The following is a 26924-nucleotide window of genomic DNA, read 5'->3' as shown; positions in this document are numbered from 1 at the left end:
CGGCGAACCGCGGCAGGTGCCGCCCCTGCGGACGCTCAACAGCCCCACGCTCCGCCGTCGCGGATCTCGGAGCCGGTGGCGAACTCGGGGGTTGCCGCCCCGGGCACCGTACAAACTCCGGTCACAGCATCGCAGTAGCCGTCCGGGGCGCCCTCGATGAACTGCAGCTCCATCGCCGGCGTGGGCGGGTCGTCAGCCATGGATGCCTTGCCGATGGCACTCGCGTACTGCTGGACGCTGACCGCGCCCGGGATGGCGAGCCGGTCACCGAGGACGGTGAACGGCACCCCTCGCGCAGATCAAGCGCACCGACACGGTCCAGGGCCACGAGATCATCTATGCGCTGACCCCCGAGGTGTGGGGCTCGGGCCTGGGAACGGAGCTGGCCAGGGCGATCGTCGACTACGGCTTCGACACCCTGGGGCTCAAGGAGGTGCACGCCACCGTGGCGGCGGCCAACAGCGCCTCGCTGGCGGTGCTGGACAGGATCGGCTTCGAGCACGTCCGGGACATCACCGAGGAGAACGGCGGCATCACGCGCGTATTCACCCGCCGCCGGGACGTACCGGCCGCCGCGCAGAAGTAGGGAGACGTTTCTTCGCCACGGCCGACTTCGCCCGGCCGGATTATCGCGCCCTCGCCCGCCGCGCCGCCTTGCCTGCTGAACCGCCCTTGCCTGCCGCACCGCCCTTCCCTTCGCGTGGGCGGAACCGGCTCGTGGCCGCGACCGAGGCCGTTCACCACGACGGCTGAGGTCAAGGATTCCCTCCGGCGGGCACGGCCGCGGCTCAGTGCGGCACTACTCGTCGCGGCCAGACCCGTGGTATCGGCCTCGTCCCAGCCAACACATGTTGGCCTACACTTGTGGGGGTGAGAAGGTCATCATGCGAGACCAAAGCCATGATTCTTCGCAGCCGATGGCTATGACCGGGCCGCGACCCGTGCAGCGCTACCTGGTGTCCGGCTGAATGGGGGGAAAGGAATGGCGGGCAGCCTCACCGCGTCCGTGGTCAACGTCCTGCTGACGGCCGTGGCCCGTGCGGGCACAGACCCCAGGCGCCTCGTCGGAGAGACGGGGCTGGACGTCGCGGCGGATCCCGAGCCGGGCTCCCGTGTCCCGGCCGAGGCCGTGACAGAGTTGTGGAACCGCGCCGCCCGCGCGGTCGGCGATCCCGACTTCGGGGTGAATCTGGGGCTGTCGTACGAGCCGGGCCGGTTCGCGCTCTTCGACTTCCTGTTCCTGTCGTCGGGCACGCTGGCCGAGGCGTTCGGCAGCGTCGTACGGCACATCGGCGTCGTGACGACCGGCGGGTCGTACGAGATGGGCACGAGCGGCGACCTGGTCACCCTGACCCGGCGGATGCCGGCGATGGAGGAGAACCGGCATCCCGCGAGCGCCGCCCTGGGCTGGCAGCTGACCCTCGCGAGAGCGGCGGTGGGCGCCCCGGTCCGGCCCGTGAGGATCGGGATGGCGATGCCCGCGCCGCCCCGCCACCGTGATCTCGCGGCGGCGTACGGCACGAAGCTGATCGAGTTCGGGCAGGACGCCAACACGCTCACCTTCCGCCGCCGCGACCTCGAACGCCCGCTGCCCGGCGCCGATCCTGCTCTGGCGGACCTGCTCCGCCGGACCGTCACCCGGCTGCGGTCGCCGGAGGCAGGGCCGTGGCGGGATCGGGTGCGTTCGTTCCTCGCCGCCGGGCTCGACCACGAGCGGGCGACCCTGCGGGCGGCCGCGCACAGCCTCGCGATCAGCCCGCGCAGGCTGCAGCAGCTGCTGAACGAGGAGGGGACGAGCTGGCGGCGGGAACTGGAGACGGCGCGCGCGGGCCTGGCCGCGGAGCTTCTGTCCGGCGGCGGCATGCCGGTCGCGGCGATCGGTGCCCGGCTGGGCTACGCCGACGCGCGCTCCTTTCGGCGGGCCTTCAGGCGCGTCCACGGGAGCTCACCTCAGGAGTATCGAAGCTCCCTTGCGTGAATGGTCCCCCTCCCGGCGTGTTCCGTCCTCATCGTCGCGAAGGTGCCGGGCCTAGCGTCGGCGGCATGACTGACGAGACGGTGCAGCGCAGCAATCCGATCCGGTACCGCTTCGACGACCGGGACATGGACTTCATCTTCCAGTGGTCCGCCGGAGCCGCCAAGACCGGCGGGCTCGACGCCGGCGAGCTCCACCACGTCGCCTCCCGGATCTCCGACGGCGACACCGCGAGCTGGACGGAAGAGTTCGAACGCTACGGTGACGCCCAGCGTGACCTGGCCGACCGCTGGGAGGTGGACGGGCGGCGGCGCAGCGCCGGTGAGGTCATGATGAAGGCCTACTACTGCTACCGGCAGGCGTGGCAGTTCGCCGGGCGCGGCGACGGATTCAACCGGCTGATAGGCAAGTACGAGGCCGCGTTCGAGCGTGCGGTCACGCTGCTGGACCTGCCCCTGGAGTACCTCGAAGTGCCGTTCGAGGGCGCGTCCCTGCCGGGGCTGCGGCTCGACGCGGGACCCGGCGCCCCCACGCTCATCGTCATCGGCGGCGGCGACAGCGGCCGGGAGGACATGTACCACCTGATCGGCCTGAACGCCTGGCGGCGCGGCTACACCACGGTGATGGCGGACCTGCCCGGCCAGGGCAGCACCCCGCTGCGTGGCCTGCACCTGATGGCCGAGACCGAGCGCCCGGTCGGCGCCGTCGTCGACCATCTGATCGACGCCTACGGCCAGGACCCCGCCACGCTCGCCATCATCGGCTTCTCCGGCGGAGGCTACATGGTCAGCCGCGCCGTCATGTCGGAGCGGCGGATCGCGGCGGCGGCCGCCACGACGCCCATCTCCGATTTCGGGTCGCTGCTGCCCGTGGAAGTGGTGGAGCGGATGGCCGCGGAGGGGGCGATGAAGGACAGCTTCCAGATGTACCTGTGGCGCTCCGGCCTGGCGGGGCCGGTCGAGTTCGCCCGCCTGCTCGCCACCTTCACGGCCGACCCCACCCAGGTCACGTGCCCGTTCCTGTCCGTCGTCGGCCTCGGGGAGTCGCCCGCTCTCGTCGAGCAGGTACGGAGCTGGCATCATGCGCTGCCGTCGCCTCGCAAGACGCTGCTGGAGCTCGACGCCGCCACGGGCGCCGACGCCCACTGCCAGATCAACAACCCGACCCGGCTGGCCCAGGAGGTGTGCGACTGGCTCGACCGGATCCTCCCGGTGAAACATTCGTGATCGGCTCGCCTGTATGTCTACCGATACGGAACAACCGGTCGCTTGGGTCGCTCTTCCGCCGCCGTCGCCTGCTGTCACCAAGGGCACGAGCCGCCCGGCCCGTGAGACACCGGTCACCTGACAGATTCGGCCCTCTGGCGTGTCTCATACCTTCGGAACGTCCGGTGCCCGGCCGCCGCACGTAAGACCGCGTGGACATCGCGGCGGTCGTGCCGGGATTCGTGGCCAGGCGGAAACACCGTGGTGGGACGACGCCGCCTGGCCACAACCTCTCCAGCCCTTCTGAGCCTGAGGTGCGGGCACTCGTGACGGATCGATGCGGCGGGACGCGGGATGTCGACCTGCTCAGGGCCGAGCTGGGCGTCATCTGGCGCCTCGACGAGCGCGGCCGGCTGCCCGGCCCGGAGAGCCTGGTGATCGGGGTGGCGGCCGACGGCATGACCGCGGCCGTCGCGGGCGGCGTCCCCGGCGAGACCGCCGCGCGACTGCTCTCGCTGATCTCCGGCCCGGGCGCGCCTCCGGATGTGCTGGACGACTGCCGGGAACTCCTGGGCGGCGAAGCGGTGTCGATCTCGGGAGGGCCGACCTATCTCGTGGACCCGCCCGTGCGGGCCGGCGTCGCGGCCGAGGTTCTCAGGTCGGACTCGGCGGATCACGTCCGGCTCGCATGGTCGCTGGCCCGGCCCGACGACTGGGGGGCCGACGAATGGGACGACCTCGTCGCCGGGGACGAAGGCGCCCCCTGGGCGATGATCGCCGACGGCGGTCAGGTGGTGGCCCTCTGCCACACCTCCCGCCTCACCCCGTCCGGGGCGGAGGCCGGGACCTGGACCTCGCCCGCGTACCGCGGTCGGGGCTTCGCTGCCGCCACCACCGCGGCCTGGTCGGAACTCCTGCCGGGGCTCCTGTTGTTCTACAGCACCAGCGCCGGCAACCACTCCTCCCAGCGCGTCGCCCAGCGGCTGGGCCTGCGCCCTCTCGGCTGGTTGTGGAAGCTCACCTCGCCCCCGGCCGGAAGCCCGGACCAGGTCATGTGACGGATGCGCCGCACCCGTCCCCGGCCCTAGTTTCGGCCCGTCAGCCGAGCGGCGCGTGACGCGCCCGGAAAGCCCGCCGGTCCGCCGGCGCGCGCTTCCGAGAAGCTCATGGGCAGCGGAAGGGAAGCATGTGAGGTCGAAACTGTTCACCGCGGCGCTGGCGGGGCTGGCGTTGACGTGGCAACTGGCGGGGGCTGCCACGCCGGCGGCGGCGGAGCCGTCCGCGATCGGCTGGGCCACCTGCGGGACCACGTACACGGGCGAGTGCGCCACCATCAAGGTGCCGCTCGACTACGCCGACCCGGCGGGGCCCGCCATCGATCTCGCGATCGGCCGGCTCAAGGCACTCGACCCGGCCAAGCGGAAGGGCGTGCTGTTCGTCCACCCGGGAGGGCCCGGCGGGTCGGGGATCAACGCGTACATCCTCAACCGGGCCGCCATCCCCGACAGCAGCCCGCTGCGCCAGTACTTCGACATCGTCAGCGTGGACCCGCGCGGCGTCGGCCGCAGCACCCCGATCCTGTGCGACGAGGACGTGGTCGACCGGACGCCCGCCACCTACCCGGCCGACGAGACGGAGTACCGGGCCTGGCTGGCGTTCAACGCGAAGCTGTCGCAGAACTGCCGCGAGCGCACCGGCCCGCTGTTCGACCACGTCGACACCACGACGGTGGCGCGCGACGTGGACTCGATCCGGGCGGCGCTCGGCGAGCGCCAGATCAGCTTCTTCGCCATCTCGTACGGCACCCAGGTCGGCCAGCAGTACGCGGAGCTGTTCCCCGGCAACCTCCGGGCCATGGCCATCGACTCGAACATGGACCACAGCATCACCTCGCCCTACGCCTACCTGAAGACGACGACCGAGGACCTGGAGGAGTCGTTCGAGGAGTTCGCCGCCTGGTGCCGGGACACCGCCGCCTGCGCGCTGCACGACCAGGACGTGACCGCCGTCTGGGACGGCCTGTTCGCCAAGGCCGAGGCCGGTGAGCTCGCCGACCCCGACTCGGGTGGCGCCCTGTCCGCCGAGAGCCTGCGCATGGAGCTGTTCGACGCCATGTACAACCCGGCGGCGAACTGGTTCCCGCTGGCCGAGCGGCTGAAGGCGCTCGCCTCCCAGCAGCCCGCCGCCCGCGCCGCCGCGCTCGCGGAGCCGGTCAACTACGCCTACCCGGTCATCTGGTGCTCGGACTGGTCCTGGAACGTCAGCGGCTTCGCCGAACTCGACGCCTACCAGCGCAAGCTCAGGAAGCTGGCCCCGCACACGCGGCTGTCACCGTTCTGGAGCGACGTACTGACCTGCCTCAACTGGCAGGGCAAGGTGTCGAACCCCCAGCACAGGCTCGACATCACGCCCACCGCGCCGACCCTGGTCGTCAAGGCGCGCGCGGACGTCGGCACGCCCAAGGCATGGAACTACGCGGCGGCCGGCCAGATCCCCCGCTCGGTCGTCCTGGAGTACGACGGCGTCGGCCACGGCCAGTTCCGCAACAGCACCTGCGCGCGCGAACTGGTCGAAACCTACCTGATCATCCGCAGGCCCCCGGCCACCGGAACGCACTGCCCGGCCCAGTACCCGTCCGCCGCCACCCAGAAGGCCGGCCCGCTGCCGGCGGGCGACGTGGTCCGCCGCCCCGCGCACTGACCCGGCTGCGGCATCATCAGGTCATGCCCGTCATGAGCGTACGGCCCGCGGCCGAGGGAGACATGCCCGCCGTCCGGCAGGTGGCCCGGCACTTCGGGCTCCTGGATGGCTGGCCCGACGGCGGTGACTTCCTCGACGCCGAGCGCCGCCACGGCACCCTGCTCGTCGCCTCGGCCGCGTCCGGGCAGGCCGCCGGCTTCGGCGGCACCCTGCGCCGGGGCGACGTCACCCACCTGGGCGACCTGTTCGTGCTGCCCGGCCACCAGTCGTCCGGGGTGGGCCGCGCCCTGCTGGCGCGGCTGCTCGGCGGGGCCGGGCCCAGGGTGACGTTCGCCTCGTCCGATCCCCGGGCGGTCGCCCTGTACGCGCGGTCCGGGCTGCGGCCGTGGTGCCCGCTGCTCTACCTCACCGGCGGGCCGCTCGAAGTCCCGCCCGGCCCGCCGGTCAGGACGGTGGGGCCGGACGAGGTGGCCTCGCTGGACGCCGCCGTGTCGGGCGGAGCGCGTACGGAGACGCTCACGTGGTACGCCGCGATCCCCGGTGTCACGGTGCACGCGACGGACGCCGGTTACGCCTTCGCCCGCCTGTCGGGGGACCGGCTGACGGTAGGGCCGGCCGGAGGGATCACGCCGCAGGACTGCGCCCAGGCCGTCCTCGCCACCTTGACCGCCGCCGCTCCACCCGCGGCGCAGGTGGCGGTGCCGGGGACGCATCCGCTCGTGCCGGTGCTGCTGGGCGCGGGGTGGCGGATCGCGGACATGGACACGTTCATGGCCGACGAGGCCGCACTGGCCGTCCTCCGCCCCGACCGCTACATCCCGCACCCCGACCTGGGCTGAACTCACGCGATCATGGGCCTGGGGGCTGATCGCGGGGTTGTCCCGCGACGAGCGCGGCGATGGCATCCAGGACACGATCGAGGCCGTGCCCGAAACGCTCCTCGGGAGCGAGGTGGGCGGTGCGGGAGCCGAGGATCGACCGTCAAGCCCCGGTGACGGCTGATGCCGGCACGGCGTGGCTCCGATGCGTTCGCAGCTGGGCCTCGGCGTGCTTGCGGAAGGCCGCGACCAGGCGGCTTCGATCATTTGTACGTGTGGCGAGGACGACCTGGCTCGGCTCGACGTCACTCAGCGGGATGGTGGTCAGTCCAGGGTGCAGGCCGGTGGCGTGGTCGAGGGGCGGGCCGATGGCCACGGCCTGTCCCTCGGCGATGAGTTCGTGCTTGTCCTCGAGGTCCTCCACGAGCGGGCCGTCCGGTGCCGGGCGCCCGTCGGGGCGGGGGTCCATGCGCCAGTAGGCGTTCAGCAGGGGATCGGACTGTCGTACGTGGGGGATCGGCTCGTCGGCGATGTCGTCGAGCGTGACCGATTCCCGGCCGACGAGCGGGTGATCGAGCGGTACCACCAGGACGCGGGGTTCGTCGTAGAGGACCGTGACGCGGAGTTGGTCGGTGGCGAACGGCAGCCGGGTCACGACCGCGTCGGCGCGGTGTTCCAGGAGTGCCGATCGTGAGTCGTTCCAGGCCAGCAGGCGGGTCTTGACCTCCGCTTCCGGCTCCGCCTTCCGCAATGCGCGTACGGCCGGGGTGATGAACAGGCCGCGGGTGTAGCCGATGGTGATGACCCGCGGCCGGGCGGCGGCCCGGGTGCGGGCCATGGCCTGGCCGGCGGAGCGCAGCAGCGCGGTGGCCAGGGGCAGGAAGACCTCCCCGGCCTCGGACAGGCGGGTGCCGCGCGTCGTGCGGTCGAGCAGCCGGACGTCGAGCTGTTGCTCCAGACGCCGGATCTGACGGCTCAGTGACGGCTGTGTGGTGTGCAGCGCCTCCGCCGCACGGCCGAAGTGCCGGTGCTCGGCCACGACGACGAAGCACTGCACCAGCCGCAGGTCGAGGTCGATGGGGGCGGGGAACTCGTCAGCCACATCGGGCAGGCTACCCCCCCCTGTGGTTATACGCGAATCGTATTACCCGTTCCGGAACTTTCATTGGACGCGGCGGGCGGTGCGGCCCCATGGTGAATCTCCTGAAGCCGAGCTTCGACGCCGGAAATCCCGGCCGGGCGCCGGCACCTGATCAGAGAGAAACCGAAGACCATGCAAGCAGACACAGATCTCCAGGACGGCGTCCTGCCGTTTCACATAGACATCCCGGACAGCGCGCTGGACGATCTCAAAGAACGGCTGAGCCGGGTGCGCCTGCCCGGCCCGGAGACCGTGCCGGACGGCAGCCAGGGCGTGCCGCTCGTCCGGTTGCGGGAGCTGCTGGATCACTGGGCCACCGGCTACGACTGGCGCAGGATCGAGCGGCACCTGAACGACCTCGGCCAGTTCCGTACCACGATCGACGGCCTCGGCATCCACTTCACGCACGTCCGCTCACCGCACCAGAACGCGACGCCCCTGTTGCTGCTGCACGGATGGCCAGGCTCGTTCCTGGAGTTCCTGAAGGTGATCGGCCCGCTGACCGATCCGGTCGCGCACGGCGGGAACGCGCGGGACGCCTTCCACGTCGTCATCCCGTCCATGCCCGGCTACGGCTTCTCGGAGGCACCCAGCGCCGGCGGCTGGACCCCGGACCGGATCGCCGCCGCCTACGCGGTGCTGATGGAGCGCCTCGGGTACGACTCCTATCTGGCCCAGGGCGGCGACTGGGGCGGCGTGGTGGCCACCCGCATGGGCAAGCAGCGCCCGGCCGGCCTGCGCGCTGTCCACCTCAACTTCCCCGAGTTCCTCGCCCTGCCGCCGGTCAGCGACGAGCCGACTCCCGAAGAGGCCGCGGCCATCGCCCAGGGTGAGGTGTTCGCCCACGTGCACTCCGGCTATCACCTGCTGCAGCGCACCCGGCCGCAGACCATCGGCTACGCCCTGACCGACTCCCCGGCCGGGCAGGCCGCCTGGATCTACGAGAAGTTCCTGGACTGGGCCGCCCCCGGCGCGTTCACTCTGGACGAGCTGCTCGACCACATCTCCCTGTACTGGCTGACCGGGACGGCCGCCTCGTCCTCCCGCCTGTACTGGGAGTACGCCCGCGAGCTCCTCGGCCTGACCGAGCTGGACCTGCCGGTGGGCGTGAGCGCCTTCCCCGGCGAGCTCACCCGCACCCCGCGGATCTGGGCCGAACGCGCCTACCACGACCTGCGCTACTTCAACGACGACATCCCCGCCGGCGGCCACTTCGCGGCGTTCGAGCAGCCGGCGCTGTTCGTCGAGGAAGTACGCACGTTCGCGCGGGCGGTGCCGCGGCCGGCCGAGAGATCGAGAAGTCCTGAACGATGAAGTGGGTCAGTTACCGATCGTCCGACGGATCGGAGCGCTGCGGGCTGGTGTGGGGAGGCAAGATCCTCGGACACACTCCAGGAAACACGCTGCTGGACGTGCTGCGTTCCGGCGAAGGGCTGGAGGCGGCCGCCGCCCTGGTGACGTCGAACCCGGCCGAGATCGTCGATCTGGCCTGGGCGGAGCTCCTGGCACCGATTCCCGTGCCCCCGTCGGTCCGGGACTTCGCGGCCTTCGAACGGCACGTCGGCAACGCGGGAGCCGCCGCCGGCGGCGACGGCACGATCAGCCCGCTCTGGTACGAGGAGCCGATCTTCTACTTCTCGAACCCGGCCGCCATCCGGGGCCCGCGCGACGACATCCCCGTCCCGGCGGGGACGCGGGCCTGGGACTACGAGGTCGAGGTCGCGGCCGTGATCGCCGACGACTGCTCCGACCTCGACGCGGCCACGGCCGAGAGCCACATCGCCGGGTACCTCGTCTACTGCGACTGGAGCGCGCGCGACCTCGCCGCCCGGGAGATGGGTTTCGTCTTCGGCCCCTCCAAGAGCAAGGACACCGCGACCAGCCTCGGCCCGTACCTGGTCACGCCCGACGAGCTGGAGCCCTGCCGGTCGGGCAAGGGCTACGCGCTCACGATGAACGGCTACGTCAACGGCGAGCTGTACGGAGGTGGCACCTGGAGCGAGATCCACTGGTCGTTCGGCGAACTGCTGGCGCACGCTTCGCGGGACACCACGCTGCGGGCCGGCGACATCATCGCCGGCGGCGCCGTCGGCACCGGATGCATCCTCGAACTGTCCGAGCACCGCGACTACCTCACGCCCGGTGACACGGTACGGGTGGAGGTGGAGCGGCTCGGCGCGGTGGAGGCGCGGATCGCCGGCAAGGGCGACAAGCTCGCACCCGAGATGATGATCGCACGGAGCATCGTGGTCGCCGCTCCTCCCGCGGCCGTGTTCGACGTGATCGCCGACCCGCGCCGGCACGCCCGCTTCGACGGGTCCGGCACGGTCACGGACCTCGTCACCGGCCCCGGACGCCTGACCCCGGGCGCGGACTTCACCGTCTCGATGGTGCTGTTCGACGTGCCGTACGAGGTGACGAACACCGTTGTGGAGTACGAGGAGAACCGCCGCATCGCCTGGGCCCACCCGGGGCGGCACCGCTGGCGCTACGAACTCCAGGAGGTCGAGGGCGGCACCCTGGTCACCGAGACCTGCGACTTCACCACCTCGCCGTGGGGAGAGCGCGTGGCGGGCTCCGCCTGGGGGCGGCGGGACGCCGAAGGCATCGAGAAGACCCTGCCCCTGCTCAAGGCGCTGGTCGAGAAGGGCGCCTGAACCCCGCCAGCCGGATCGGCCCCGGCCGAATCAGGTGCACGACGTCACCGCCTCGGCTCTTCCACACTGGGCGGCCCTGGCTGAGGAAGCCGGGTTTTCCACCCTCGCCACGACCGGGCGTCACGCGTACCCGGGGTGAGCGACACCGTCCGGGGGCAACCACCACGATCGGCCTGCTCAGCGCGGTTCTGCCGGCCCCGACCCGGCCTGGCGCCCTGCCGGCTGACCCCGTCGGCCTCGTCCCGCGTGGCAACACCTTCGCCGCCGGGAGGGCCACGCGGCGCCCGTCAGGAAACATCCCCGCCGGTGCGCGAGAGGCGGACCATGGCGCGATACAGGGCGGTGGGCGCGGGAGCGCCGGCCGGTGGCGGGAGGGGTGCGCCGGGGGTGGCATAGGAGCGCAGCATGTGGCCGACCAGGCGGCGCCATGCATCGGGGGCGTCGTCCCCGGTGGCGGCGACGACGCCGGCGTTGGCCATGAGCAGGATGACCAGGTCCTCCGGTACGAAGTCCGCGCGCAGGTGGCCGGTGTCCTTGGCCCGGTCGATGAGGCGGAGGAATCCCTCGTAGGCCCCTGCGCGGCGGGCCTCCAGGGCCTTGGCGGCGGGGAAGGTCATGGTCAGTACGTCGGCGAAGCCGCGGTCGGCGGCCTGCATGGCGCACACGGCCTGGATGTAGCCGGTGAAGCCGTGCCAGGCGTCGGGGTCGGCCAGGGCCTCGGTGACGGCGGCGGCGTAGCCGTCCATGCGGTCGGCGAAGACCGCGGTGACGAGGTCCTCCCGGGTGGCGAAGCGGCGCGACAGCGTTGCCTTGCCGACGTCGGCCTCGCGGGCGACGGCAGCCATGGAAACGCAGAGTCCCTGGGCGGCGTAGAGGCGGCGGGCGGCGGCGAGGATGCGCTCCCGGTTGCGTTCGGCGTCGGCCCGCAGGCCGGTTTCGGGCTGATGACCTGGTGTTCCGGTGGATTCTGCGGGTGTGGTCACCTGGTACGAACGGCGCGAAGCGGAGCGCGAGGAGGCAAAGCGAGCCGCCGCGGAAGCGGCCCGGTATCAGCGGCGGCACGACGTGCCCGTGATCCTCGACGGCGGGGCCGTCATGGAGGTGCTCGCGATCCCTTCGGGACGTATGGTCGGGGCCGCCATCCGCCACCTGCAGGACGTGCACGCCGAACGAGGTCTGGCCACCCGGGAGGAAGCCGTGCGCGAGCTGCGAGCCTGGGCCGTGGAGGCCCGGATCTAACCCCCGTGGAAGCTGTCCGAAGTCCTCACTGCGCTGAGGCCTTGACATATCACGAGTCCGGCGAGCACCGTCAATGGAGATCAACGATCACGAAATCGGACTGCCAGGAGTCGAGGGTGACGGAGAAGGCTGAGACGGAAGGGTGGGTCCCGGCGGGCATCGACACCACCCGCCCGACGTCCGCGGGCATCTACAACTACGTCATCGGCGGCAAGGACCACTTCCCGGCCGATCGCGAGGCCGCCGAGGCGATGCTGGCCAGCAGCCCCTACACGGCCGTCGGCATGCGGGCCACCCGGGCGTTCCTGCAGCGGGCGGTGCGGTGGCTCGCCGACCCGCACGGCGGCGCCGTCGGTCAGTTCCTCGACATCGGCTCGGGCTTTCCCACCGCCGGCAACGTGCACGAGATCGCCCAGAGCATCAACCCGGACGCGCGCGTCACCTACATCGACTACGACCCGACCGTGGTGGCCTGCGCCCGCGCGCTGGCGGCCGGCAACGATCGGGTACGGGTGATCCGCGGCGACCTCCGGCAGGTCGAAAACATCCTCGACCATCCCGAGGTGCGGAACTTCCTGGACTGGCACCGGCCCATCGCCCTCGTCCTGAACGCGGTCCTGCACTTCGTCACCGACGAGCACGCCCCGGACAGGCTCATCGCCACCGTACGCGACCGGATGGCGCCCGGCAGTTTCCTCGCCATCAGCCACGGCTCCATGGACGGCCTGGACGAGCTGCTGCTGCCGGACCAGATCCAGACGGCCGAGGAACAGTACCGGCGAGCCTCCGACCCGCTCGTGCTGCGCACGCACGGCGACATCCAGCGCTTCTTCGACGGCTTCACCCTGGTGGAGCCGGGCTTGGTGTACGTGCCCCAATGGCGGCCCGACGGCACGGACGACGGCGACCTCCCGCCGGAGGTGTCCGGCGTCTACGGAGGCGTCGCCCGTCTGCGAGCAGGCGCTACTTACCCGTGAACTTGGGCGTCCGGCCTTCGCGGGCAGCCGTGAGCGCCTCCACCATGTCCTCGCTGAGAAAGGTCATCAGTTCAAGGTTCAGCCCGCGCTCGAAGGCGCCGTTGATCGTATCCTTGATCAGATGGTTGATCGCGATCTTCGTCCCCCGCACGGCCAGCGGCGCACGGGCGGCGAGGCGGTGCGCGAACGCGGTGGCCTCGGCCAGCACCCGATCGGCCGGGCAGACATGCGTGACGAGTCCCATGCGTGCGGCCTCCTGTGCGGTGACAGGGTCGCCGGTGAGAAGATAACGCTTCGCGAGAGCAGGGCCCATGGCGAGCGGCCATGCCCCCACGCCGCCGTCCCCGGCGACGATTCCCAGGTGGACGTGCGGGTCTGAGATGGTCGCCGTTTCGGACATGAAGATGACGTCGCAGAACAGGGCGATCGTGGCGCCGAGGTAGCCGGCGTCTCCGTTGAGGGCGGCGACGATGGGAACCTCGACGTCCAGGAGGTCCCAGACGGTCCGCCGGGCTCCCCGCCCGCCCATGTCGACCATGCCCACGCCGGCGTTCTTCATCCCCTCCAGGCTGCCGGCGGCATCGTACAGGCCCGAATAGAACTCCTGGCCCGCACCGGTGAGCACGATGGCGCGGGCCTCGTTCTCGTTGCGCAGGTCGTGGAAGAGGCGGGCCAACTCGTCAAGGATGAGGAAGTCCGAGTCCGGGGTGGCAGCCGGGTCGCTGATGAAAACGGTGAGAATATCCCCGGACCGCTCGAAGCGAATTGTCTCATAATCGTCGTAGGCCATTTCTTTGCCTTTTCTCGCGTCGCCGGTTCTGCGTGCCGCCCACACGGTATGGGCGGCAGGCTCTCATGAAATCTGTCACATGACTGGTCTGGCTTTCGGATCCTGGTCGAGCGCGTCTCGGCGGCAGATGACGCGACGATCACACGGGTGCCGACTCTAGAAGCAGGTCAAGTGACAGATTCGCACAGCGAACCCGTCAGATTAACTTTTATCCGCGGCACAGCACCGCATCGCGCGAAGAAAGGCATCGCGTGTGCAAGCGGCAAGAACTCGCACAGCAAATCGCACAAGAAAGTACGCTCGTGATGACTCATCATGCGTTGCTGCCCGTTCGGGTAGGCGGCCTCGAACTGTCCAACCGTCTCGCCGTCGCGCCGATGACCCGCGTGTCGGCCGCCCCCGACGGCACGCCGACGCCCGAGATGGCCGCTTACTACGCGGACTTCGCGAAGGGCGGGTTCGGCCTGGTGATCACTGAAGGCACCTACACCGACCCCCTCCACAGCCAGGGATACCTCAATCAGCCGGGCATCGTGTCCGCCACGCACGTGTCGGCGTGGCAGAAGGTCGCCGCCGAGGTGCACGCCGCCGGAGGACGCATCGTGCTCCAGCTCATGCACGCCGGCGCATTGTCGCAGGGAAACCGGTATCGCACTGGAACGGCCGCGCCGTCCGCCGTGGCGCCGCGGGGGGAGATGATGCCGCTGTACGGAGGGTCCGGCGAGTGGCCTACGCCCAAGGAGATGACGAAGACCGACATCGAGGCGGCGATCCGCGGCTTCGCGGACTCCGCTGTCCGGGCGCGAGAGGCCGGCTTCGACGGGGTGGAGGTGCACGGGGCCAACGGTTATCTGCTGGACCAGTTCCTCACCGACTACACCAACCGGCGCGCCGACTCCTATGGGGGCTCGGTGGCCAACCGCATCCGGCTGACGGCGGAGGTGGTGGCCGGGATCCGGGCCGAGGTCGGCGCGGAGTTCTGCCTGGGCGTACGGCTGTCGCAGAGCAAGGTCAACGACTCCGTCTATCGCTGGCCTGGCGGCGCCGCCGACGCGCAGATCATCTTCGCCGCCATGAAGCGGGCCGGTGCCACATATCTGCACATCGCGGGTGAGGGGCCCACTTGGATGGACAGCGCCCGTCTGGACAGCGGCGTCACCATCACCGGTCTGGCCCGCCAGGTGAGCGGTCTTCCGGTCATCGCCAACGGCGGCATGCACGATCTCGCGCAAGCGGGTCAGGTCCTGGCGGAGGGCCATGCCGATCTGCTGGCCGTCGGCCGAGGCGCGCTGGCCAATCCCGACCTCCCGCACCGTCTGTCGCAGGGCCTGGACCTGTACGCGTACGACGAGCGGATGCTGCAGCCCATGGCGACGCTGGGCAACGCCCGCCGATGGCTGCAGGCGGCGCGGGCCGCGACCTGACCGCCGGCGCGGGGTGACGGCGCCGTCCCGACCACCGGACGTGAGCTGCGAGGGCAGGCTCTGCGGCGGATGGGAGCGTCCGGAGTCGCGACGTCCGGCTCAACGCTTCGGCACGAACCGGCGGCGGTCCAGGCCGGACAGTTGCCAGGCCAGGCGACGGCGGACGGGCGGCAGCTTGCCCGCCAGGCCGAGGACGAGGTTGCGCAGGGGGCGCCGGGTGGAGCCGGCGGTGGCGAGCGCGGTGAGCCTGCTGGCCAAGGCGACGACCTTCTGGGCGACAGGACGCCGGGTGTCGGCGTAGGTGTCGAGGAGGTCGGCCGATGCGCCGTCGAGCACGCGGGCGAGGATCTCCCCGATGGTGATGGCGTCTTCGACGCCGAGATTCATGCCCTGCCCGCCGGCGGGGGAGTGCACATGGGCGGCGTCGCCGGCGATGAAGATCCGCCTGTCGCGGAAGGAGTCGGCGATGCGGTGGTGCACGCGGAAACGTGATCCCCAGATCACCTCGTGCACCACGGCGGGCCTGGCCTCGGGGCCGCGGGAGTTGAGCAGCCCCTGGACGAACGCGATGTCCGGCTCGCGAGGGGCCTCATTGACCGTGGCCACGATGCGATGCAGCCCGCCGGGCAGAGGGGCGACGACGACCAGCCCCGCGGGGGAGAAGTAGAGGATGACCTCGTTCTGCGGGACGCCGCCGCTGAGGCGGACATCGGCCAGGGTGAACGACTCGGCGTAGGTGCCGCCGCTGAAGCCGATGCCGGCCTGTTCGCGTACCGTGCTGTGAATACCGTCCGCGCCGACCAGGTAGGTGGCGCGGATCTCGTCTCGTTCCTTGAAGGTGGCGGTGACGCTCCCGGCATCCTGCGTCAGTCCTGTCAGGGTCACGGGGCGCAGCACCTCGCCGCCGAGTTCCCTGAGGCGGGCCAGCAACAGCGCTTCGGTGTCGGCCTGGGAGATCATCAGTGTGTACGGATAGGCGCAGGGCAGGTCCTTGAACGGAACGGGGATCAGGAGCCGGTCCCGGTCGCGGATGGTGAACACGGGAGTGTGGACACCCCGCGCGGTCAGAGCCGCGGCCACGCCGTAGCGGTCGAGGAGCTCCACCGTGTGCGCGTGCACGACGGCCGCGCGAGAGGTGTTGGCCCCTTCTGCCTGCGCGTCAACGACGGTGACATCGTGGCCGAGCTGCTTTAGCACGATGGCCGAGGTCAGGCCGACCGGGCCGGCTCCGACGATCAGGACGTCCGTGCTCTCCATGACTCCTCCTCTTGCCAACGGGTGTTGGCATCTTGGGCGGGTTCACCGTAACTCCTGGTTCCCGCGACTGTCAACGAATGTTGGCCTACACTTGTGGGCATGAAGAGGTCGTCTGCTGCGTCAAAGTCGCTCATCCTGGCCGCCGCCCGCGAACGGTTCGCGGCGGAGGGATACGAAAGAGCCACCATCAGGTCCATCGCCGCGGACGCCGGCATCGATCCGTCGATGGTCATGCGGTACTTCGGCAACAAGGAGCGCCTGTTCGCCGCGGCCTGCGAGGTCGATCTGGCTCTGCCGGAGATGAGGGCCATCCCGCGGGACTCGGTGGGCGCGACGCTCGTCGAGGCGTTCCTGAGCCGATGGGAGGGCAATGAGACGCTGCAGATCCTGCTGCGGACGGGAAGCACTCATCCCTCCGTGGCCGAGCGCATGCGCTCCATCTTCGCCATGCAACTGGTTCCCATCGCGGCCGCCTTCTCCGGTGACCCGGCGGCGGCGGAGAAACGTGCGGGTCTGGCGTCGAGCCAGATCCTCGGCGTGGCTCTGTGTCGGTTCGTCCTGGAATTTCAGCCGATGATGGAGATGAGCAGACAGGAACTGGTCGACTGGGTGGGGCCGACGATCCAGCGCTACCTGGTCGATGGCGACGCCTCGTGCCCACCCGCCGGCCGGCCGGCCGCGGCTACCGGTGGCGGCGGCGCGTGAGGGACGTTCCGGCACTGATCATGGGTGGGCGAGCGCGCCGGCTGGTTCGACGATGATGGGGACACCGTTGAGCGCGGCCGTGCCGCTGATGTGGTCGAGATAGTGCGGGTCGGTGAGGTCGTTGACGCTGGCGCCGGGCAGGGTGCCGGCGATCGACAGCGTCTCGCGCGCCAGGGCGTGCCCGTAGCCGTGCGGCAGGCTCGCGGTGCCCGGCATGACGTCCTCGCTCGCCGACACCTCGACCTCGACCGTGCCGGCGCCGGACCGTACGCTCACCAGGTCTCCGTGAGCCAGGTCGCGGGCCTTCATGTCGTACGGGTGCATGAGCAGGTGATGGCGCGGCCGGCCCTTGACCAGGCGGGCGGAGTTGTGCAGCCAGGAGTTGTTGTCGCGCAGATGGCGGCGTCCGATGAGCAGCAGCTCGTCCGCGGGCCGGGGCGTGAGCAGCTCGCTGCGGGCGCGCAGGAGCTCGGACATCAGCAGCGGCGGCGCGAGGTCGATGCGCTTGCCGTCGGTCTGCAGGCGCGCGGGCATGCTGGGACGCAGCGGGCCGAGGTCGAGGCCGTGCGGATGACGGCGCAGCTCGGCCACGGACAGCTCGTACTGCCCGGCGGCCAGCCCGTAGTCGAGGATCTGCTCGGGGGTCAGGCTCAGGGCGGGCTGGTCCTTGCGTTCGTCCGGTGGCAGGAGCTGCTGATAGCGCCGGGCCAGCTCGCCGATGATCTGCCAGTCATGCCGGGCCTCGTCGGGCTTGGGCAGCACCGCGGGGGTGAAGCGGGCGACATCCCGGATCGTGAACATGGAGAAGAACAGGTCGAAGTGGTCGCGTTCGAGCAGGTCGGTCGGCGGGAGGATCACGTCGGCGTGGCGGGTCGTCTCGTTGATGTAGAAGTCGACCGACGCCATGAAGTCCAGCTCGCCGAGCGCCCGGCCCAGGGTGTGACCCGCCGGGGTCGACAGCACCGGATTGGCCGCCACGGTGAACATCGCCCGGATCTGTCCCTCGCCGGGGGTGAAGATCTCTTCTGCCAGTACGGCCACCGGCAGCTCTCCGCTGAACTCCGGCAGGCCGCGCACGCGGCTGTGCCACTTGGCGTAGTGGCCGGGGTTGAGCTGGCCGCCGGCGATCATGTCGACGGCGGGCTGGGTGACCAGGACACCGCCGGGACGGTCGAAGTTGCCGGTCACCAGGTTGAGGATCTGGATCGCCCACTGGGACAGCGTGCCGAACCGCTGGGTGGACACACCGGTCCGTCCGTAGCAGGCGGCGGAGGGAGCGGCGGCGTACTCGCGGGCGATCCGGACGATCGTCTCCGCGGGCACGCCCGAGACCTCCGCCACCCGCTCGGGCGTGAACTCCCCGAGCGCGGCGCGGAGGCTCTCCAGACCGTCCACGTACGGGAGCGGCCTGGCCAGGCCCTCGTCCACGATCGTCCGCACCATGGCCAGCATCACCGCGGCGTCCGTTCCCGGGCGGATGAAGTGGTGCTCGTCGGCCAGCCTCGCCGATTCGGTACGCCGGGGGTCGAACAGCACCATCCGCCCGCCCCGGCCGCGCAGCTCGCGAATGCGGCGGGTGATGCCGGGCGCGCTCATCACACTGCCGTTGGACGCGGCGGGGTTGGCGCCGAAGACGAGGAAGTAGCCGGTCCTGTCGATGTCCGGGACCGGGATCAGCCACTGGTTGCCGTAGAGCAGGTAGGACACGAACTGGCTGGGCAGCACGTCCACCGAGTTGGAGGAGAAGCGGTTGCGGGTGCCGAGCATGCGGGCGAAGCCGGGAGCGTGCGTGAGGGCGCCCAGGCTGTGCACGACCGGGTTGCCGAGATAGACCGCCACCGCGTCCGCCCCGTGCTGTTCCCGGATGCCAGCCAGGCGGGAGGCGACCAGGTCGAGGGCCTCGTCCCAGTCGATCTGCCGCCAGCCGGACGAGGTGCGCCTGACCGGCAGGCGCAGCCGGTCCGGGTCGTCGTGGATGTCCTGCAACGCGACCGCCTTGGGGCAGATGTGGCCCTTGGAGAAGGGGTCGTCGTCGGCGCCGCGGATGTCGGCGATCTCATCGCCTCGCAGCGTGATGTTCAGCCCGCACATGGCCTCGCACAGGTTGCAGGCGGCGGCCCGCGTTCGCATCTCCACCATGGACGTTGACTCCTTATCACCGGCATCCCCGCGCCGCCGGCCACTTCCCGGGCAGCACTCGCTGTCAGCGTAAGCGGCGGTGCTCGCCGTATATCGACCTAACGGCGACAACTAGTCACATGACCTATTCGCGCACGTCGGTGGCTGGAGGGCCGTCATAGGCGCACGGCGTACTCAGCAGTTCTTCTCGTCCTTGAACACCACGTACAACGCCTCGGCCGGCCCCACGACGAGCAGCCTGCGGGCCTCGCCGTACCGGTCGAGGTCCCCGCCGGGCGTCCGCCAGAAGCGGCCGCCCGCGTCGGCGTCCGCCCACACCAGGAGCCGGCCCTGCGGCCCGCCCGCCCGCCACAGCGGCTCGTCGAGCAGCTCGTGCAGCAGGTACGGGACGAGCTCGCCCGCCGCGTGACCTGCGGCCTCCTGGCGGCAGGTGGCACCGAACGCCTCCACCTCGGCCAGGAACGCGGTCGTCGTCAGAGGTCGCGGGCCCATGCCCAGCACCCACCCCTCCGCCGTGGGATCCCCCAGTTCCAATGGGCCGCCGTCCCGATCCCCGGGCCCGGGGAACTCGTCCTCCAGGTACTCCTCGCCGTAGCGCCTGCTCCACGCAGTGCTCCTCCACCATCGGCGGATGGAGGTCACGTCGAGACCGGACGGCAACGTGTGCGCGGCCAGGTCCACCCGGAAGGCCGCGTAACCGGCCAGGTCCAGCGGCGCCCGCAGGATCGTCCCGGCGCAGACGGCGCGCAGCCGCGCCTCGGCCCTCGCCAGGTCGCCGTCCGGCAGGGGAGCGTGCGCCTCGCACCAGTGACCCGCGAACGAGCAGGCCGGGTCGCGGCCGTTCCCCGGGCTCGCCGGGCCGGTGACGCTGACGCGGATCGCGCTGGAGCCGGACGAGAACACGGCGTGCGTCTCGTCCCGGGCCGGATCGGCGACCGTCACCAACGCCGCCTCGTCCGCGACATCGAGGATGGCCCAGCCCAGCGCGGCGGACAGCACGTCGAGGCGGCGCGTCGGCGGCTGCGCGAGGACGGCCTGCCGGACGGCGAGGATGGCGTCGTGAACGCCGGCCGGCTCGCAGCTCACCGGCTCACGCGTCGGCCCGTCCGGCGCGAGGGCGGGGAAGAGCCCGCACTTCACCAGCGAGCCGGCGTCCAGGGGGCCGTCGAGATCCCGCACGTCCACCATCAGGCGCCTGCTGTGTGCGAGGTCCCCGTCCTCGTCGAGCCAGCGGTTGAGCAGGTGAGCGTGGGCCGCCACCTGCATCTCGCCGCGCCAGTCGGGCGAAACCGCGTTGTCGTGGCAATCGTGTCCGAGGAATCGGCAGATCGTGAAGTTCAAGACGTCTTGCCCTTCGCCTGGTTCTCGTTATCCATGGGGTCGGGGGCGCAGCCTGACGAGGGTGATGGTCGCCTGCCGACCGGGCCCTGCGTCCGGCCGGCATTTCCCTTCGTCACAGCTCCAGCGGCGGCAGTCCCTGCGATTCGCGGTAACGCCGTCGCGCGGCGGTCAAGCTCTCCGGCCCGTTGGGGCCGCCCTTGACGAGATCCGCGTCGTCATCGTCCTGTCCGTCGTCCTCCCACCAGCACTCTTCGCAGATCTCGTAGCAACCCCGCTGCTCAAGGGTGGGGTGGAAACAGCACGGGCACGTGTAGGGCCGATCGCGCCGCGGCAAGGGGAGCCAGGCCCCGTTCCGCTTGGCTACCTCGGACATGATCCAGCGTTTGCGCTCGCGAATCTGCCCCGCACTGGGGTGCTCGCCCATCGTGGGACCGGACTGCCGCAGGACCGCAACGGCTTTGCGTGCAGCGGAGACGCCGCCCCCGGCTTGTGAGAGCAGGCGCACGGCGCTCCAGGCAGCGATGTCCCGCATCAGGTCATCGGCCCTCTCGCGGGATGGGCCGGCCGTCTGCAGATAACGCTGCTGTGTGCGAGCGTCCCGGGTGAAATGCACGGTGGTCTCCGTGTCCACGCTCCACGTCACGTTCCCTTCCGTCCGGCCATCTGGTCGGCGAACAGCCGCATGACGGCCGCCGCATCGCCGTCGATGACCGCGCGCATCTGCTCGGCGGGGATGAGCGGGGCGAAGACCTCCAGCACCCGCTGCCGGGCCGTCTCCGCCGCCCGGTGCACGGTCTCTGCGATGGTGTCGGCAAGCAGCCTCGCGTCGGGACGGCGGTAGATCCTGGGGTCGATGTCCAGCCTGATCAGATCGCCGCGGGCATCCACGGTGACGGAGATCAGCCCGTCGCGTGACTTCTCCATCACCTGGCGGCCTGTGCCCGGCGGCGGAGTTCGTCTCCCTGCTCCTGCAGCCGGAGGAAGGTGGTGCGTAGCTCGTCGGCGTAGGCGCGCATACCGGCCACGTCCGGTCGATCGGGTTCCATCTCATCGACCTCCGGCGGCGCGCAGGGCGCCTCTCGGCGGGTGTGCGGGCAGCCACGCCCGCTGATCGAGTGCTTGTGCGATGGACGACGTCGTCGCGCTCCGGAGCTTCGACTTCACCCTGCGGACCCTACGAAATCATCATGCCGTCCAAGGCTGCTTTCGCCGAGGACCGGTCAGATGACGGATATGTGAGCTGATCATGCTGATTGTCCGCCACCGTGTCGGGCCGGGCAACGCTTCGGCGCGGTCGTGCGGCTCACATGCGGCGCAACGAGATCAGCGCCACGCCGTACGCCAGCCCGTACGACGCGGGGAGCCAGCCGCCTCCGATCGCGGCGGCGGCGAGGCTGGTCACCGAGACCGCGGCCAGGATCAGTGTGCCGGCGGCCCGCTCCCGTCCGGCCTGCGCCGCCACTCCGGCGGCGCCGAGCCCGCCGGCGGCGGTGAGCAGATCCACCACCAGCCACGCGTCGAGCAGGCCCGCCCGCGCCAGCAGGTCGAGCAGCGGCAAGGGGAGCGCCGGCGTCCAGATCCAGGTCAGCCCGCCGGCAAAGTTGGCGGCCGAGGGCAGCGCCAGGAGCAGCGACACCGCGGCCAGCGTCCGTCCGCGCCGGTGTCCGCCGTTCAGGGCTTCGCTCCGGGCCGATCGGTGATCCCGATGTCCAGGCGGACGTTGAGCGTCATGATGGTTCCCTTTGTGATGGTGTGGGAGGGCCCCATGTTGACGATCTTCCGATCCCCCTCCACGCGGGTGCCGGCACCCGGAGAGGCGTGGTCGGCGTTGGCTATCGCGCGCTCGCCCAGATAGGTGTAGGTGAAGCGGTCGAGCAGCAGCTCGTGGTCCACCCAGTCCTCCCTGCGGGCCACCGCCACCGCCGGGCGCCCGTCGACGTCGACCGCGTCCGGGTTGACGGTCACCCCGGGGATCTTGGCCATCGCCCGGTAGATGGCCGCCTCCTGCGCCGGAGGCACCAGATTCTGCGCCAGCAACGAGCCGAACAGGCGGTAGGCCCGGATGTGCCGTTCCTCGTCCGAACCGGGCGGCAGTTCGTCCACGGCGGCGTACATCCAGGCCAGCATCGCGTCAGGATCGGTGGGAAGCGCCGCCACCGTGGCGTAGTCGGTGGGAGGGATGCCGCCGCCGGTGGGTGAGCGCACCAGTTTCCCGTTCTCGTAGAAGGCCACCTCCTTGCCGTCGGCCCGGGTCCATGAACGGCCCACGTGCGTTTCCAGAGGTGTTCGCGGGCTCTGGGTCGTGCCCGGAGCCGGCTGCGGGGCGCCTTGCGTGCGCGTTTCGATGTAGATCCACTGGTCAGGGCGTGGAGCGGTGAACCCGCGTTTGCCGGCGGCCTCGGCGGCGCGGCCGAGCAGCACCTGCGCATTGGAGACCGGCATGATCGTTCCCGGTAGGGCCGTGCGCGGCGCCTCCGCCGCCGGAGGAGTGACCGCCAGCACGACCGCCCAGACCACGGCGGCCAGCATGCCCAGCGTGAGGGCCATCGTCCGGGCCACGGCGGGCCGCCGTCCCGCTCTGAGTGAGCCCGCGCTGCCAGCCCGTCGTCCCTCACCGGTCAGAGCCGCGCGGACGCTTTCCCGGGACGCCGACGTGGCACGCCGCAGGAGCGCCTCCCGGGCGGTGGCATGGGCGTCAGGCGATGGAGGGCGGGGCTGTGGCCAGGCCCGGCGCAGCGCCTCCAGATCGGTTCGCGAGCAGTCGCCCATGGTCAACGCTCCTTCTCGATGAGTGCCGGATCCAGCACGGCGCGGATCTTCGTACGGGCCCGGTGCAGCCGGGAGCGGACCGTACCGGCGGGCACGCCGAGCGCCCTGCCGACCTCGTCAGAGGTCAGCTCGGCCCAGGCCACCAGCAGCAGCACGTCCCGGTCGCCGGCCGGCAACCCGGCCAGCGCCGCCGCCAGCCGGCCACGGGCGGCGGAGGCGTCCAGCGAGTCCGCGACCCGCTCGGCATGGTCCTCGCCGACCTCGCTCACCTCCGCCCTGGCCAGCGCCTGGTACTGCCGTACCTCGGCCCGATGGTGGCGGGCGATCAGGTTGGAGGCGATCCCGTACAGCCAGGGGCGCGCGTCCGGCCGGGACCGGTCGTAGGTGGCGCGCCGATCGAAGGCGATCAGGAACGTCTCGGCCGCGATGTCGTCGGCCAGCGGGCGCGACAGCCGCCGCTCGGCGTAGCCGTGGATGGCCGCGTAGTGGCGGTCGAACAGCGCGGCGAAGCAGTCCGGCTGGGTCAGGGAGCGTTCGATGAGCGCGGCGTCGGTCGCCTGGGTCATGTCACGGCTCTCGCCATGGCTCCTGCTGTCATCGGCCGCCTTTCCTCACGGGGGAGTCCGTCACCCCTATTCACCGACCGGCCCGGGACTGTTCACGCCGCCCGGCTCGCGAGGTACCGCGTACGCAGAAGGGTGGCGGTCAGTGCCGCCGCACGGAACGTCAGGCGAGGTGCGGCGCGGCGGCGCGAAGCGGCCCGGCCTGGACGTCCTGCCGGGTGGCGGGTGTCGCTCAGCCGGCGTGTTCGGTGATCGCGCGCAAGGCCTCGACATGCGCGGCAAAGGCGCGGCGGCCTTCGGCGGTGAGTGACAACCAGGTACGCGGGCGCTTGCCGACGTGCCCCTTGGTGATCCTGACGTAGCCCGCCTGCTCCAGCGTGGCGGCCTGCTTGGACAGTACGGAGTCGCTCACCTCGACGACGTCGCGCAGGACGGCGAACTCCGCCTTCTCGGACGCGGCCAGCGCTGCCATGATCGAGAATCGGACGGGGGCGTGGATGACCCCGACCAGCGCGTGCCGGGGATGGCTCACGCCCGTACCTTCCGGGAAGTGACGTAGGCCGCGACGTAACCGGGCGACGCCACCAGCACCGCGCCCGCCACCCACCACGCCGCGTCGTGCGGGAAGAACGTGATGCCGAAGCCGAGCACCAGCCCGTACAGCACGGCCCAGGCCCCGATCATCACCCCGTGCGTGAGGGCCATTCCGCGATGGGCGATCGGCTGCCGCGCCGCGTAAACGGCCAGCACGGCGATGACGGAGATCCAGATCGCCATGCTGACCGCGCCGCGAAGCCAGCCGTCCAGCAGGCCGAACGCGAGCACCATCGCCAACGACGCCGTCCCGTACACGAGCTGGTAGCGGATCACCCAGCGCGAACGCCGGCCCACCGCCGTCCTGATGCGCTCAGCCTGTGTCAAGGCATCCGCTCGGCTCATCTCCATATGTGCCAGCTTGGCAAGTACTTTCCATGTTGGCAAGCACTTGAAGCGGATCGCGAGCTCAAGCCCTTGCGTGATCGGGCAAGCCGGAGGGGGCGCGGCCGGTGAGATAGCGCTGCAGGGCCGGGGCGATCCAGGCGATGAGCTCGTCGGGATCGGCAGCGACCAGCGCGTCCACGCGGACGGCGTAGCGGGTTATGGCGATCCCGACCAGGTGGCCGGCGGCCAGGGCGGCACGCAGCTCGGGCTGGTCCACGCCGAGCTGCTGGGTGAGCTTGCCCAGCATGTCGTTGGCCAGGAACTCCCTGATCAGCGCGGCAGCGTGGTCGCTGGTGGCGGCGGAGCGCATCAGCCCCAGGAGCGGGCCGGGCTGTTGTACGTCGCCGAGCAGGTCGAGGACGTAGGCGGCCAGGCGCTCGCCCAGCTTGCCACGCGGGCCGTCCAGCAGCATGGTCACGGCCTGCTCGGGCCCGAACGCCGAGTTGACGACGGCGCTGAACAACTGCTCCTTGCCGCCGTAGAAGCGCCGGACGAGGGCCGGGTCGACACCGGCGTCGGCGGCCACCTTGCGCACGCTCACGGCCTCGTAGCCGATGGCGGTGAAGGCCGCCGCCGCCGCCGAGATGATCTCGTCACGGGTGGTCGAGGTGCCCGGCCGACGTCCAGTTCTGTGCATCTTTCCCCCTCGGTGACCTGAGTTATATCCTCCCACAAAGACTTACAAGTCCCCGTATGAGGACTTGTGGGGGAGTCCAATACCGGCAGGTTGACAGATTCGGCGGACGGCGTCCCCTCCTAGCCTCGTCCTTCGAGACCAGTCGATTGTGTGAAAGCAGGTAACTCCAGTGACTGAGCAGGAGCACGCCCCCGCCGGGGTGGACCCGGCCGTGCCGAGCGTGGCCCGGATCTACGACTATCTGCTCGGCGGCAAGGACAACTTCGCCTCCGACCGTGAGGCCGCCGCACAGGTACTCCGGCTCTCGCCCAACGCCAAGGAGGTCGCGCGGGCCAACCGGGCGTTCATGGGGCGGGCCGTTCGCGAGATCGCCGGGAACGGCGTCCGGCAGTTCCTGGATATCGGCACCGGCCTGCCGACCCAGGAGAACGTCCACCAGGTGGCGGCGCGGATCTCCCCCGGCGCCCGCGTGGTCTACGTCGACAACGACCCGATCGTGCTCGTCCATGCTCGCGCCCTGCTGGCGGAGACCGCGGACACGATCGTGGTGGAGGGCGACATGCGCGAGCCCAAGGCCATCCTCACCCATCCGGAGATCGTCCGGCACCTCGATGTGCGGCGGCCGATGGCCGTCCTGCTGATGGCGGTGCTGCACTTCATTCCCGACGACGATCAGGTACGGGAGATCGTCCGCGTCGTCCGTGAAGCCCTGCCGTCCGGCAGCTATCTGGTCATCTCGCACGTCACGGCGGGAGGGCTCGACGGCCACGCGGTGGGGGAGGGGCGCGAGGTCTACCGCAGGACCAGCACCGGCAACGTGACCCCGCGCAGCCGCGAGACGATCGCCGGCCTCTTCGACGGGCTGGAGCTGGTGGAGCCCGGCCTGGTGTCGGCGACCGCCGAGAACGCTCTCGACGCCTCCCTCGCCGGTCCCGGAGGCGCCGACGTTCTCTGCGGAATCGGGCGCGTTCCCTGAATGGGCGATCCGCGGTGGACGACCGGTCATTCGACAGATTCGGGTGGCGGACCGGATTTCTAGGCTGGCTGTTCCCTCAGCGGACACCCGACATCTGCAAAGGAGCGAACGGTGGAGTTGATCAGACGAGGTATCGGCGTTCTCGCCGCGGCCGTGGCGATTGCCGCGAGCGGTGCCGGCGTGGTGGCGGCCCCGGCCCAGGCCGAATCGGCGTCGGCCTCCGCGAACATGGAGGTCTGGGAGTGGGTACAGCACAAGACCTACCCCCACACGGCAGCGGGCTACGCAACATGCCTGAGTGATGGAAGGCGGTCAGGGGAGCCATGGCAATGTACGGATGAGGACGTAACCTACTACCTGTGGCTCTACAGGAAGATCCGCGACGCCCCTCTTCCGCTTCACGCGTCATGACCGCGGTGTAGAGCCAGGGAGCGGCCAACGGGGCGGGCCTTTGTGACCGCGGCCGTTGTCAATGAGCCGCGCCGACCTCGCAGAGCCCGATCCGGAGGCCGCGAACAGGTCGGATGACGGATTCGCAGGTGAGCGGCGATCCGTAAGGTCGTCTCCCCATGACCTTGCCTCTTCCGGATCGACATGACACAGCAGCAGCCGAGAGATCAGCACAAGCAC

At 70.8% G+C, this 26924-nt stretch carries 30 protein-coding genes; 14 read left to right on the top strand and 16 right to left on the bottom strand.

Annotation, left to right across the window (positions count from 1 at the left end; genetic code table 11):
* Positions 1-35: 35 nt before the first annotated feature.
* Positions 36-287, bottom strand: coding sequence for a hypothetical protein (locus AB0J64_RS39810; RefSeq protein ID WP_364039487.1), 252 nt, complete (start codon positions 285-287; stop codon positions 36-38).
* Between the two features lie 11 nt (positions 288-298).
* Between AB0J64_RS39810 and AB0J64_RS39805 the strand changes: the two genes are divergently transcribed.
* The 6 genes from AB0J64_RS39805 (at position 299) to AB0J64_RS39780 (ending at position 6719) form a co-directional block, all read left to right on the top strand.
* Positions 299-586, top strand: coding sequence for a GNAT family protein (locus tag AB0J64_RS39805; protein ID WP_364039531.1), 288 nt, complete (start codon positions 299-301; stop codon positions 584-586).
* Positions 587-982: 396 nt separating this feature from the next.
* Complete coding sequence (locus tag AB0J64_RS39800; protein ID WP_364039484.1) at positions 983-1978, top strand: AraC family transcriptional regulator ligand-binding domain-containing protein; 996 nt, start codon at positions 983-985, stop codon at positions 1976-1978.
* Positions 1979-2043: 65 nt separating this feature from the next.
* On the top strand, positions 2044-3201 hold the full coding sequence (locus AB0J64_RS39795) for an alpha/beta fold hydrolase (RefSeq protein WP_364039481.1): 1158 nt from the start codon (positions 2044-2046) through the stop codon (positions 3199-3201).
* Between the two features lie 305 nt (positions 3202-3506).
* Positions 3507-4238, top strand: coding sequence for a GNAT family N-acetyltransferase (locus AB0J64_RS39790; RefSeq protein WP_364039478.1), 732 nt, complete (start codon positions 3507-3509; stop codon positions 4236-4238).
* A 130-nt stretch (positions 4239-4368) separates the two neighbouring features.
* A complete protein-coding gene (locus tag AB0J64_RS39785) occupies positions 4369-5880 on the top strand; it encodes an alpha/beta fold hydrolase (RefSeq protein WP_364039475.1) in 1512 nt (503 codons plus the stop codon).
* Positions 5881-5903: 23 nt separating this feature from the next.
* Positions 5904-6719 carry a GNAT family N-acetyltransferase gene (locus AB0J64_RS39780; protein ID WP_364039472.1) on the top strand — a complete coding sequence of 272 codons (816 nt, stop codon included), beginning with the start codon at positions 5904-5906 and terminating at the stop codon, positions 6717-6719.
* Between the two features lie 142 nt (positions 6720-6861).
* On the opposite strand, the gene AB0J64_RS39775 is transcribed toward AB0J64_RS39780, so the two are convergent.
* A complete protein-coding gene (locus tag AB0J64_RS39775; protein ID WP_364039469.1) occupies positions 6862-7800 on the bottom strand; it encodes a LysR family transcriptional regulator in 939 nt (312 codons plus the stop codon).
* Between the two features lie 171 nt (positions 7801-7971).
* Here AB0J64_RS39775 and AB0J64_RS39770 point away from each other — a divergent pair, with 171 nt between their 5' ends.
* Together AB0J64_RS39770 and AB0J64_RS39765 are read left to right on the top strand one after the other, a co-directional pair.
* The gene (locus AB0J64_RS39770) at positions 7972-9153 is read left to right on the top strand and encodes an epoxide hydrolase family protein (RefSeq protein ID WP_364039466.1); all 1182 of its coding nucleotides are present in this window, start codon (positions 7972-7974) and stop codon (positions 9151-9153) included.
* Complete coding sequence (locus AB0J64_RS39765; protein ID WP_364039463.1) at positions 9150-10496, top strand: fumarylacetoacetate hydrolase family protein; 1347 nt, start codon at positions 9150-9152, stop codon at positions 10494-10496. Before AB0J64_RS39770 ends, AB0J64_RS39765 begins: the two co-directional genes overlap by 4 nt.
* A 287-nt stretch (positions 10497-10783) precedes the next feature.
* Here the strand turns inward: AB0J64_RS39765 and AB0J64_RS39760 are convergent, their stop codons facing one another.
* Positions 10784-11479, bottom strand: a complete 696-nt coding sequence (locus AB0J64_RS39760; protein ID WP_364039460.1) for a TetR/AcrR family transcriptional regulator — start codon at positions 11477-11479, stop codon at positions 10784-10786.
* Here AB0J64_RS39760 and AB0J64_RS39755 point away from each other — a divergent pair.
* Both AB0J64_RS39755 and AB0J64_RS39750 read left to right on the top strand, forming a co-directional pair.
* The gene (locus tag AB0J64_RS39755; RefSeq protein WP_364039457.1) at positions 11472-11735 is read left to right on the top strand and encodes a hypothetical protein; all 264 of its coding nucleotides are present in this window, start codon (positions 11472-11474) and stop codon (positions 11733-11735) included. The genes AB0J64_RS39760 and AB0J64_RS39755 overlap by 8 nt on opposite strands.
* A gap of 116 nt (positions 11736-11851) precedes the next feature.
* Complete coding sequence (locus tag AB0J64_RS39750) at positions 11852-12712, top strand: SAM-dependent methyltransferase (RefSeq protein WP_364039454.1); 861 nt, start codon at positions 11852-11854, stop codon at positions 12710-12712.
* Here AB0J64_RS39750 and AB0J64_RS39745 read toward each other — a convergent pair.
* Complete coding sequence (locus AB0J64_RS39745) at positions 12699-13502, bottom strand: enoyl-CoA hydratase-related protein (RefSeq protein WP_364039451.1); 804 nt, start codon at positions 13500-13502, stop codon at positions 12699-12701. The genes AB0J64_RS39750 and AB0J64_RS39745 overlap by 14 nt on opposite strands.
* Before the next feature lie 305 nt (positions 13503-13807).
* Here AB0J64_RS39745 and AB0J64_RS39740 point away from each other — a divergent pair, with 305 nt between their 5' ends.
* Positions 13808-14926: an NADH:flavin oxidoreductase gene (locus tag AB0J64_RS39740; RefSeq protein WP_364039528.1), complete on the top strand. Its 1119-nt coding sequence runs from the start codon at positions 13808-13810 to the stop codon at positions 14924-14926.
* 99 nt (positions 14927-15025) lie between these two features.
* Here AB0J64_RS39740 and AB0J64_RS39735 read toward each other — a convergent pair whose 3' ends face one another.
* Positions 15026-16201: an FAD-dependent oxidoreductase gene (locus AB0J64_RS39735; protein WP_364039448.1), complete on the bottom strand. Its 1176-nt coding sequence runs from the start codon at positions 16199-16201 to the stop codon at positions 15026-15028.
* A gap of 81 nt (positions 16202-16282) precedes the next feature.
* On the opposite strand from AB0J64_RS39735, the gene AB0J64_RS39730 reads away from it, so the two are divergent.
* Complete coding sequence (locus AB0J64_RS39730) at positions 16283-16888, top strand: TetR family transcriptional regulator (RefSeq protein ID WP_364039445.1); 606 nt, start codon at positions 16283-16285, stop codon at positions 16886-16888.
* Between the two features lie 18 nt (positions 16889-16906).
* Here the strand turns inward: AB0J64_RS39730 and AB0J64_RS39725 are convergent, their stop codons facing one another.
* The 11 genes from AB0J64_RS39725 to AB0J64_RS39675 all read right to left on the bottom strand — a co-directional run bounded on the left by AB0J64_RS39725 (position 16907) and on the right by AB0J64_RS39675 (position 25318).
* Positions 16907-19027 (bottom strand): molybdopterin-dependent oxidoreductase, encoded by a 2121-nt coding sequence (locus tag AB0J64_RS39725; protein WP_364039442.1) that lies wholly within the window; start codon positions 19025-19027, stop codon positions 16907-16909.
* 174 nt (positions 19028-19201) lie between these two features.
* On the bottom strand, positions 19202-20368 hold the full coding sequence (locus tag AB0J64_RS39720) for a hypothetical protein (RefSeq protein WP_364039439.1): 1167 nt from the start codon (positions 20366-20368) through the stop codon (positions 19202-19204).
* Between the two features lie 112 nt (positions 20369-20480).
* Positions 20481-20999, bottom strand: a complete 519-nt coding sequence (locus AB0J64_RS39715; protein ID WP_364039436.1) for a CPCC family cysteine-rich protein — start codon at positions 20997-20999, stop codon at positions 20481-20483.
* 8 nt (positions 21000-21007) lie between these two features.
* Entirely contained in the window at positions 21008-21292 is a 285-nt protein-coding gene (locus AB0J64_RS39710; RefSeq protein ID WP_364039433.1) for a YbaB/EbfC family nucleoid-associated protein, read from the bottom strand.
* Positions 21292-21414 carry a hypothetical protein gene (locus tag AB0J64_RS39705; RefSeq protein ID WP_364039430.1) on the bottom strand — a complete coding sequence of 41 codons (123 nt, stop codon included), beginning with the start codon at positions 21412-21414 and terminating at the stop codon, positions 21292-21294. Before AB0J64_RS39705 ends, AB0J64_RS39710 begins: the two co-directional genes overlap by 1 nt.
* Positions 21415-21671: 257 nt before the next feature.
* On the bottom strand, positions 21672-22004 hold the full coding sequence (locus AB0J64_RS39700; RefSeq protein ID WP_364039427.1) for a hypothetical protein: 333 nt from the start codon (positions 22002-22004) through the stop codon (positions 21672-21674).
* A 35-nt stretch (positions 22005-22039) separates the two neighbouring features.
* Positions 22040-23137, bottom strand: coding sequence for a CU044_5270 family protein (locus AB0J64_RS39695; RefSeq protein ID WP_364039424.1), 1098 nt, complete (start codon positions 23135-23137; stop codon positions 22040-22042).
* Positions 23138-23139: 2 nt separating this feature from the next.
* Positions 23140-23703 (bottom strand): RNA polymerase sigma factor, encoded by a 564-nt coding sequence (locus AB0J64_RS39690; RefSeq protein ID WP_364039421.1) that lies wholly within the window; start codon positions 23701-23703, stop codon positions 23140-23142.
* A 229-nt stretch (positions 23704-23932) separates the two neighbouring features.
* The gene (locus tag AB0J64_RS39685; protein WP_364039418.1) at positions 23933-24232 is read right to left on the bottom strand and encodes a transcriptional regulator; all 300 of its coding nucleotides are present in this window, start codon (positions 24230-24232) and stop codon (positions 23933-23935) included.
* Positions 24229-24639 (bottom strand): hypothetical protein, encoded by a 411-nt coding sequence (locus tag AB0J64_RS39680; RefSeq protein WP_364039415.1) that lies wholly within the window; start codon positions 24637-24639, stop codon positions 24229-24231. The genes AB0J64_RS39685 and AB0J64_RS39680 overlap by 4 nt, the downstream gene beginning before the upstream one ends.
* Positions 24640-24703: 64 nt before the next feature.
* The gene (locus AB0J64_RS39675) at positions 24704-25318 is read right to left on the bottom strand and encodes a TetR family transcriptional regulator (protein WP_364039412.1); all 615 of its coding nucleotides are present in this window, start codon (positions 25316-25318) and stop codon (positions 24704-24706) included.
* Between the two features lie 169 nt (positions 25319-25487).
* Here AB0J64_RS39675 and AB0J64_RS39670 point away from each other — a divergent pair, with 169 nt between their 5' ends.
* Positions 25488-26294 carry an SAM-dependent methyltransferase gene (locus tag AB0J64_RS39670; RefSeq protein WP_364039409.1) on the top strand — a complete coding sequence of 269 codons (807 nt, stop codon included), beginning with the start codon at positions 25488-25490 and terminating at the stop codon, positions 26292-26294.
* A gap of 111 nt (positions 26295-26405) precedes the next feature.
* Entirely contained in the window at positions 26406-26705 is a 300-nt protein-coding gene (locus AB0J64_RS39665) for a hypothetical protein (protein WP_364039406.1), read from the top strand.
* Positions 26706-26924: the final 219 nt, after the last annotated feature.

Source organism: Nonomuraea sp. NPDC049695 (assembly GCF_040674955.1).
Taxonomy (GTDB): Bacteria; Actinomycetota; Actinomycetes; order Streptosporangiales; family Streptosporangiaceae; genus Nonomuraea; species Nonomuraea helvata.
Note: the sequence above shows the minus strand (reverse complement) of the source record. Positions and strands in the feature narration are given on the sequence as shown.

Excerpts from the sequence above, each read along its gene's own strand:
- AB0J64_RS39795 (WP_364039481.1), top strand. The coding sequence starts at position 2,044 with ATGACTGACGAGACGGTGCAGCGCAGCAATCCGATCCGGTACCGCTTC.
- AB0J64_RS39780 (WP_364039472.1), top strand. The coding sequence starts at position 5,904 with ATGCCCGTCATGAGCGTACGGCCCGCGGCCGAGGGAGACATGCCCGCC.
- AB0J64_RS39675 (WP_364039412.1), bottom strand. The coding sequence starts at position 25,318 with ATGCACAGAACTGGACGTCGGCCGGGCACCTCGACCACCCGTGACGAG.
- AB0J64_RS39765 (WP_364039463.1), top strand. The coding sequence starts at position 9,150 with ATGAAGTGGGTCAGTTACCGATCGTCCGACGGATCGGAGCGCTGCGGG.
- AB0J64_RS39690 (WP_364039421.1), bottom strand. The coding sequence starts at position 23,703 with ATGACCCAGGCGACCGACGCCGCGCTCATCGAACGCTCCCTGACCCAG.
- AB0J64_RS39695 (WP_364039424.1), bottom strand. The coding sequence starts at position 23,137 with ATGGGCGACTGCTCGCGAACCGATCTGGAGGCGCTGCGCCGGGCCTGG.
- AB0J64_RS39705 (WP_364039430.1), bottom strand. The coding sequence starts at position 21,414 with ATGGAACCCGATCGACCGGACGTGGCCGGTATGCGCGCCTACGCCGAC.
- AB0J64_RS39680 (WP_364039415.1), bottom strand. The coding sequence starts at position 24,639 with ATGAGCCGAGCGGATGCCTTGACACAGGCTGAGCGCATCAGGACGGCG.
- AB0J64_RS39740 (WP_364039528.1), top strand. The coding sequence starts at position 13,808 with ATGACTCATCATGCGTTGCTGCCCGTTCGGGTAGGCGGCCTCGAACTG.
- AB0J64_RS39710 (WP_364039433.1), bottom strand. The coding sequence starts at position 21,292 with ATGGAGAAGTCACGCGACGGGCTGATCTCCGTCACCGTGGATGCCCGC.
- AB0J64_RS39745 (WP_364039451.1), bottom strand. The coding sequence starts at position 13,502 with ATGGCCTACGACGATTATGAGACAATTCGCTTCGAGCGGTCCGGGGAT.
- AB0J64_RS39800 (WP_364039484.1), top strand. The coding sequence starts at position 983 with ATGGCGGGCAGCCTCACCGCGTCCGTGGTCAACGTCCTGCTGACGGCC.
- AB0J64_RS39730 (WP_364039445.1), top strand. The coding sequence starts at position 16,283 with ATGAAGAGGTCGTCTGCTGCGTCAAAGTCGCTCATCCTGGCCGCCGCC.
- AB0J64_RS39725 (WP_364039442.1), bottom strand. The coding sequence starts at position 19,027 with ATGGTGGAGATGCGAACGCGGGCCGCCGCCTGCAACCTGTGCGAGGCC.
- AB0J64_RS39770 (WP_364039466.1), top strand. The coding sequence starts at position 7,972 with ATGCAAGCAGACACAGATCTCCAGGACGGCGTCCTGCCGTTTCACATA.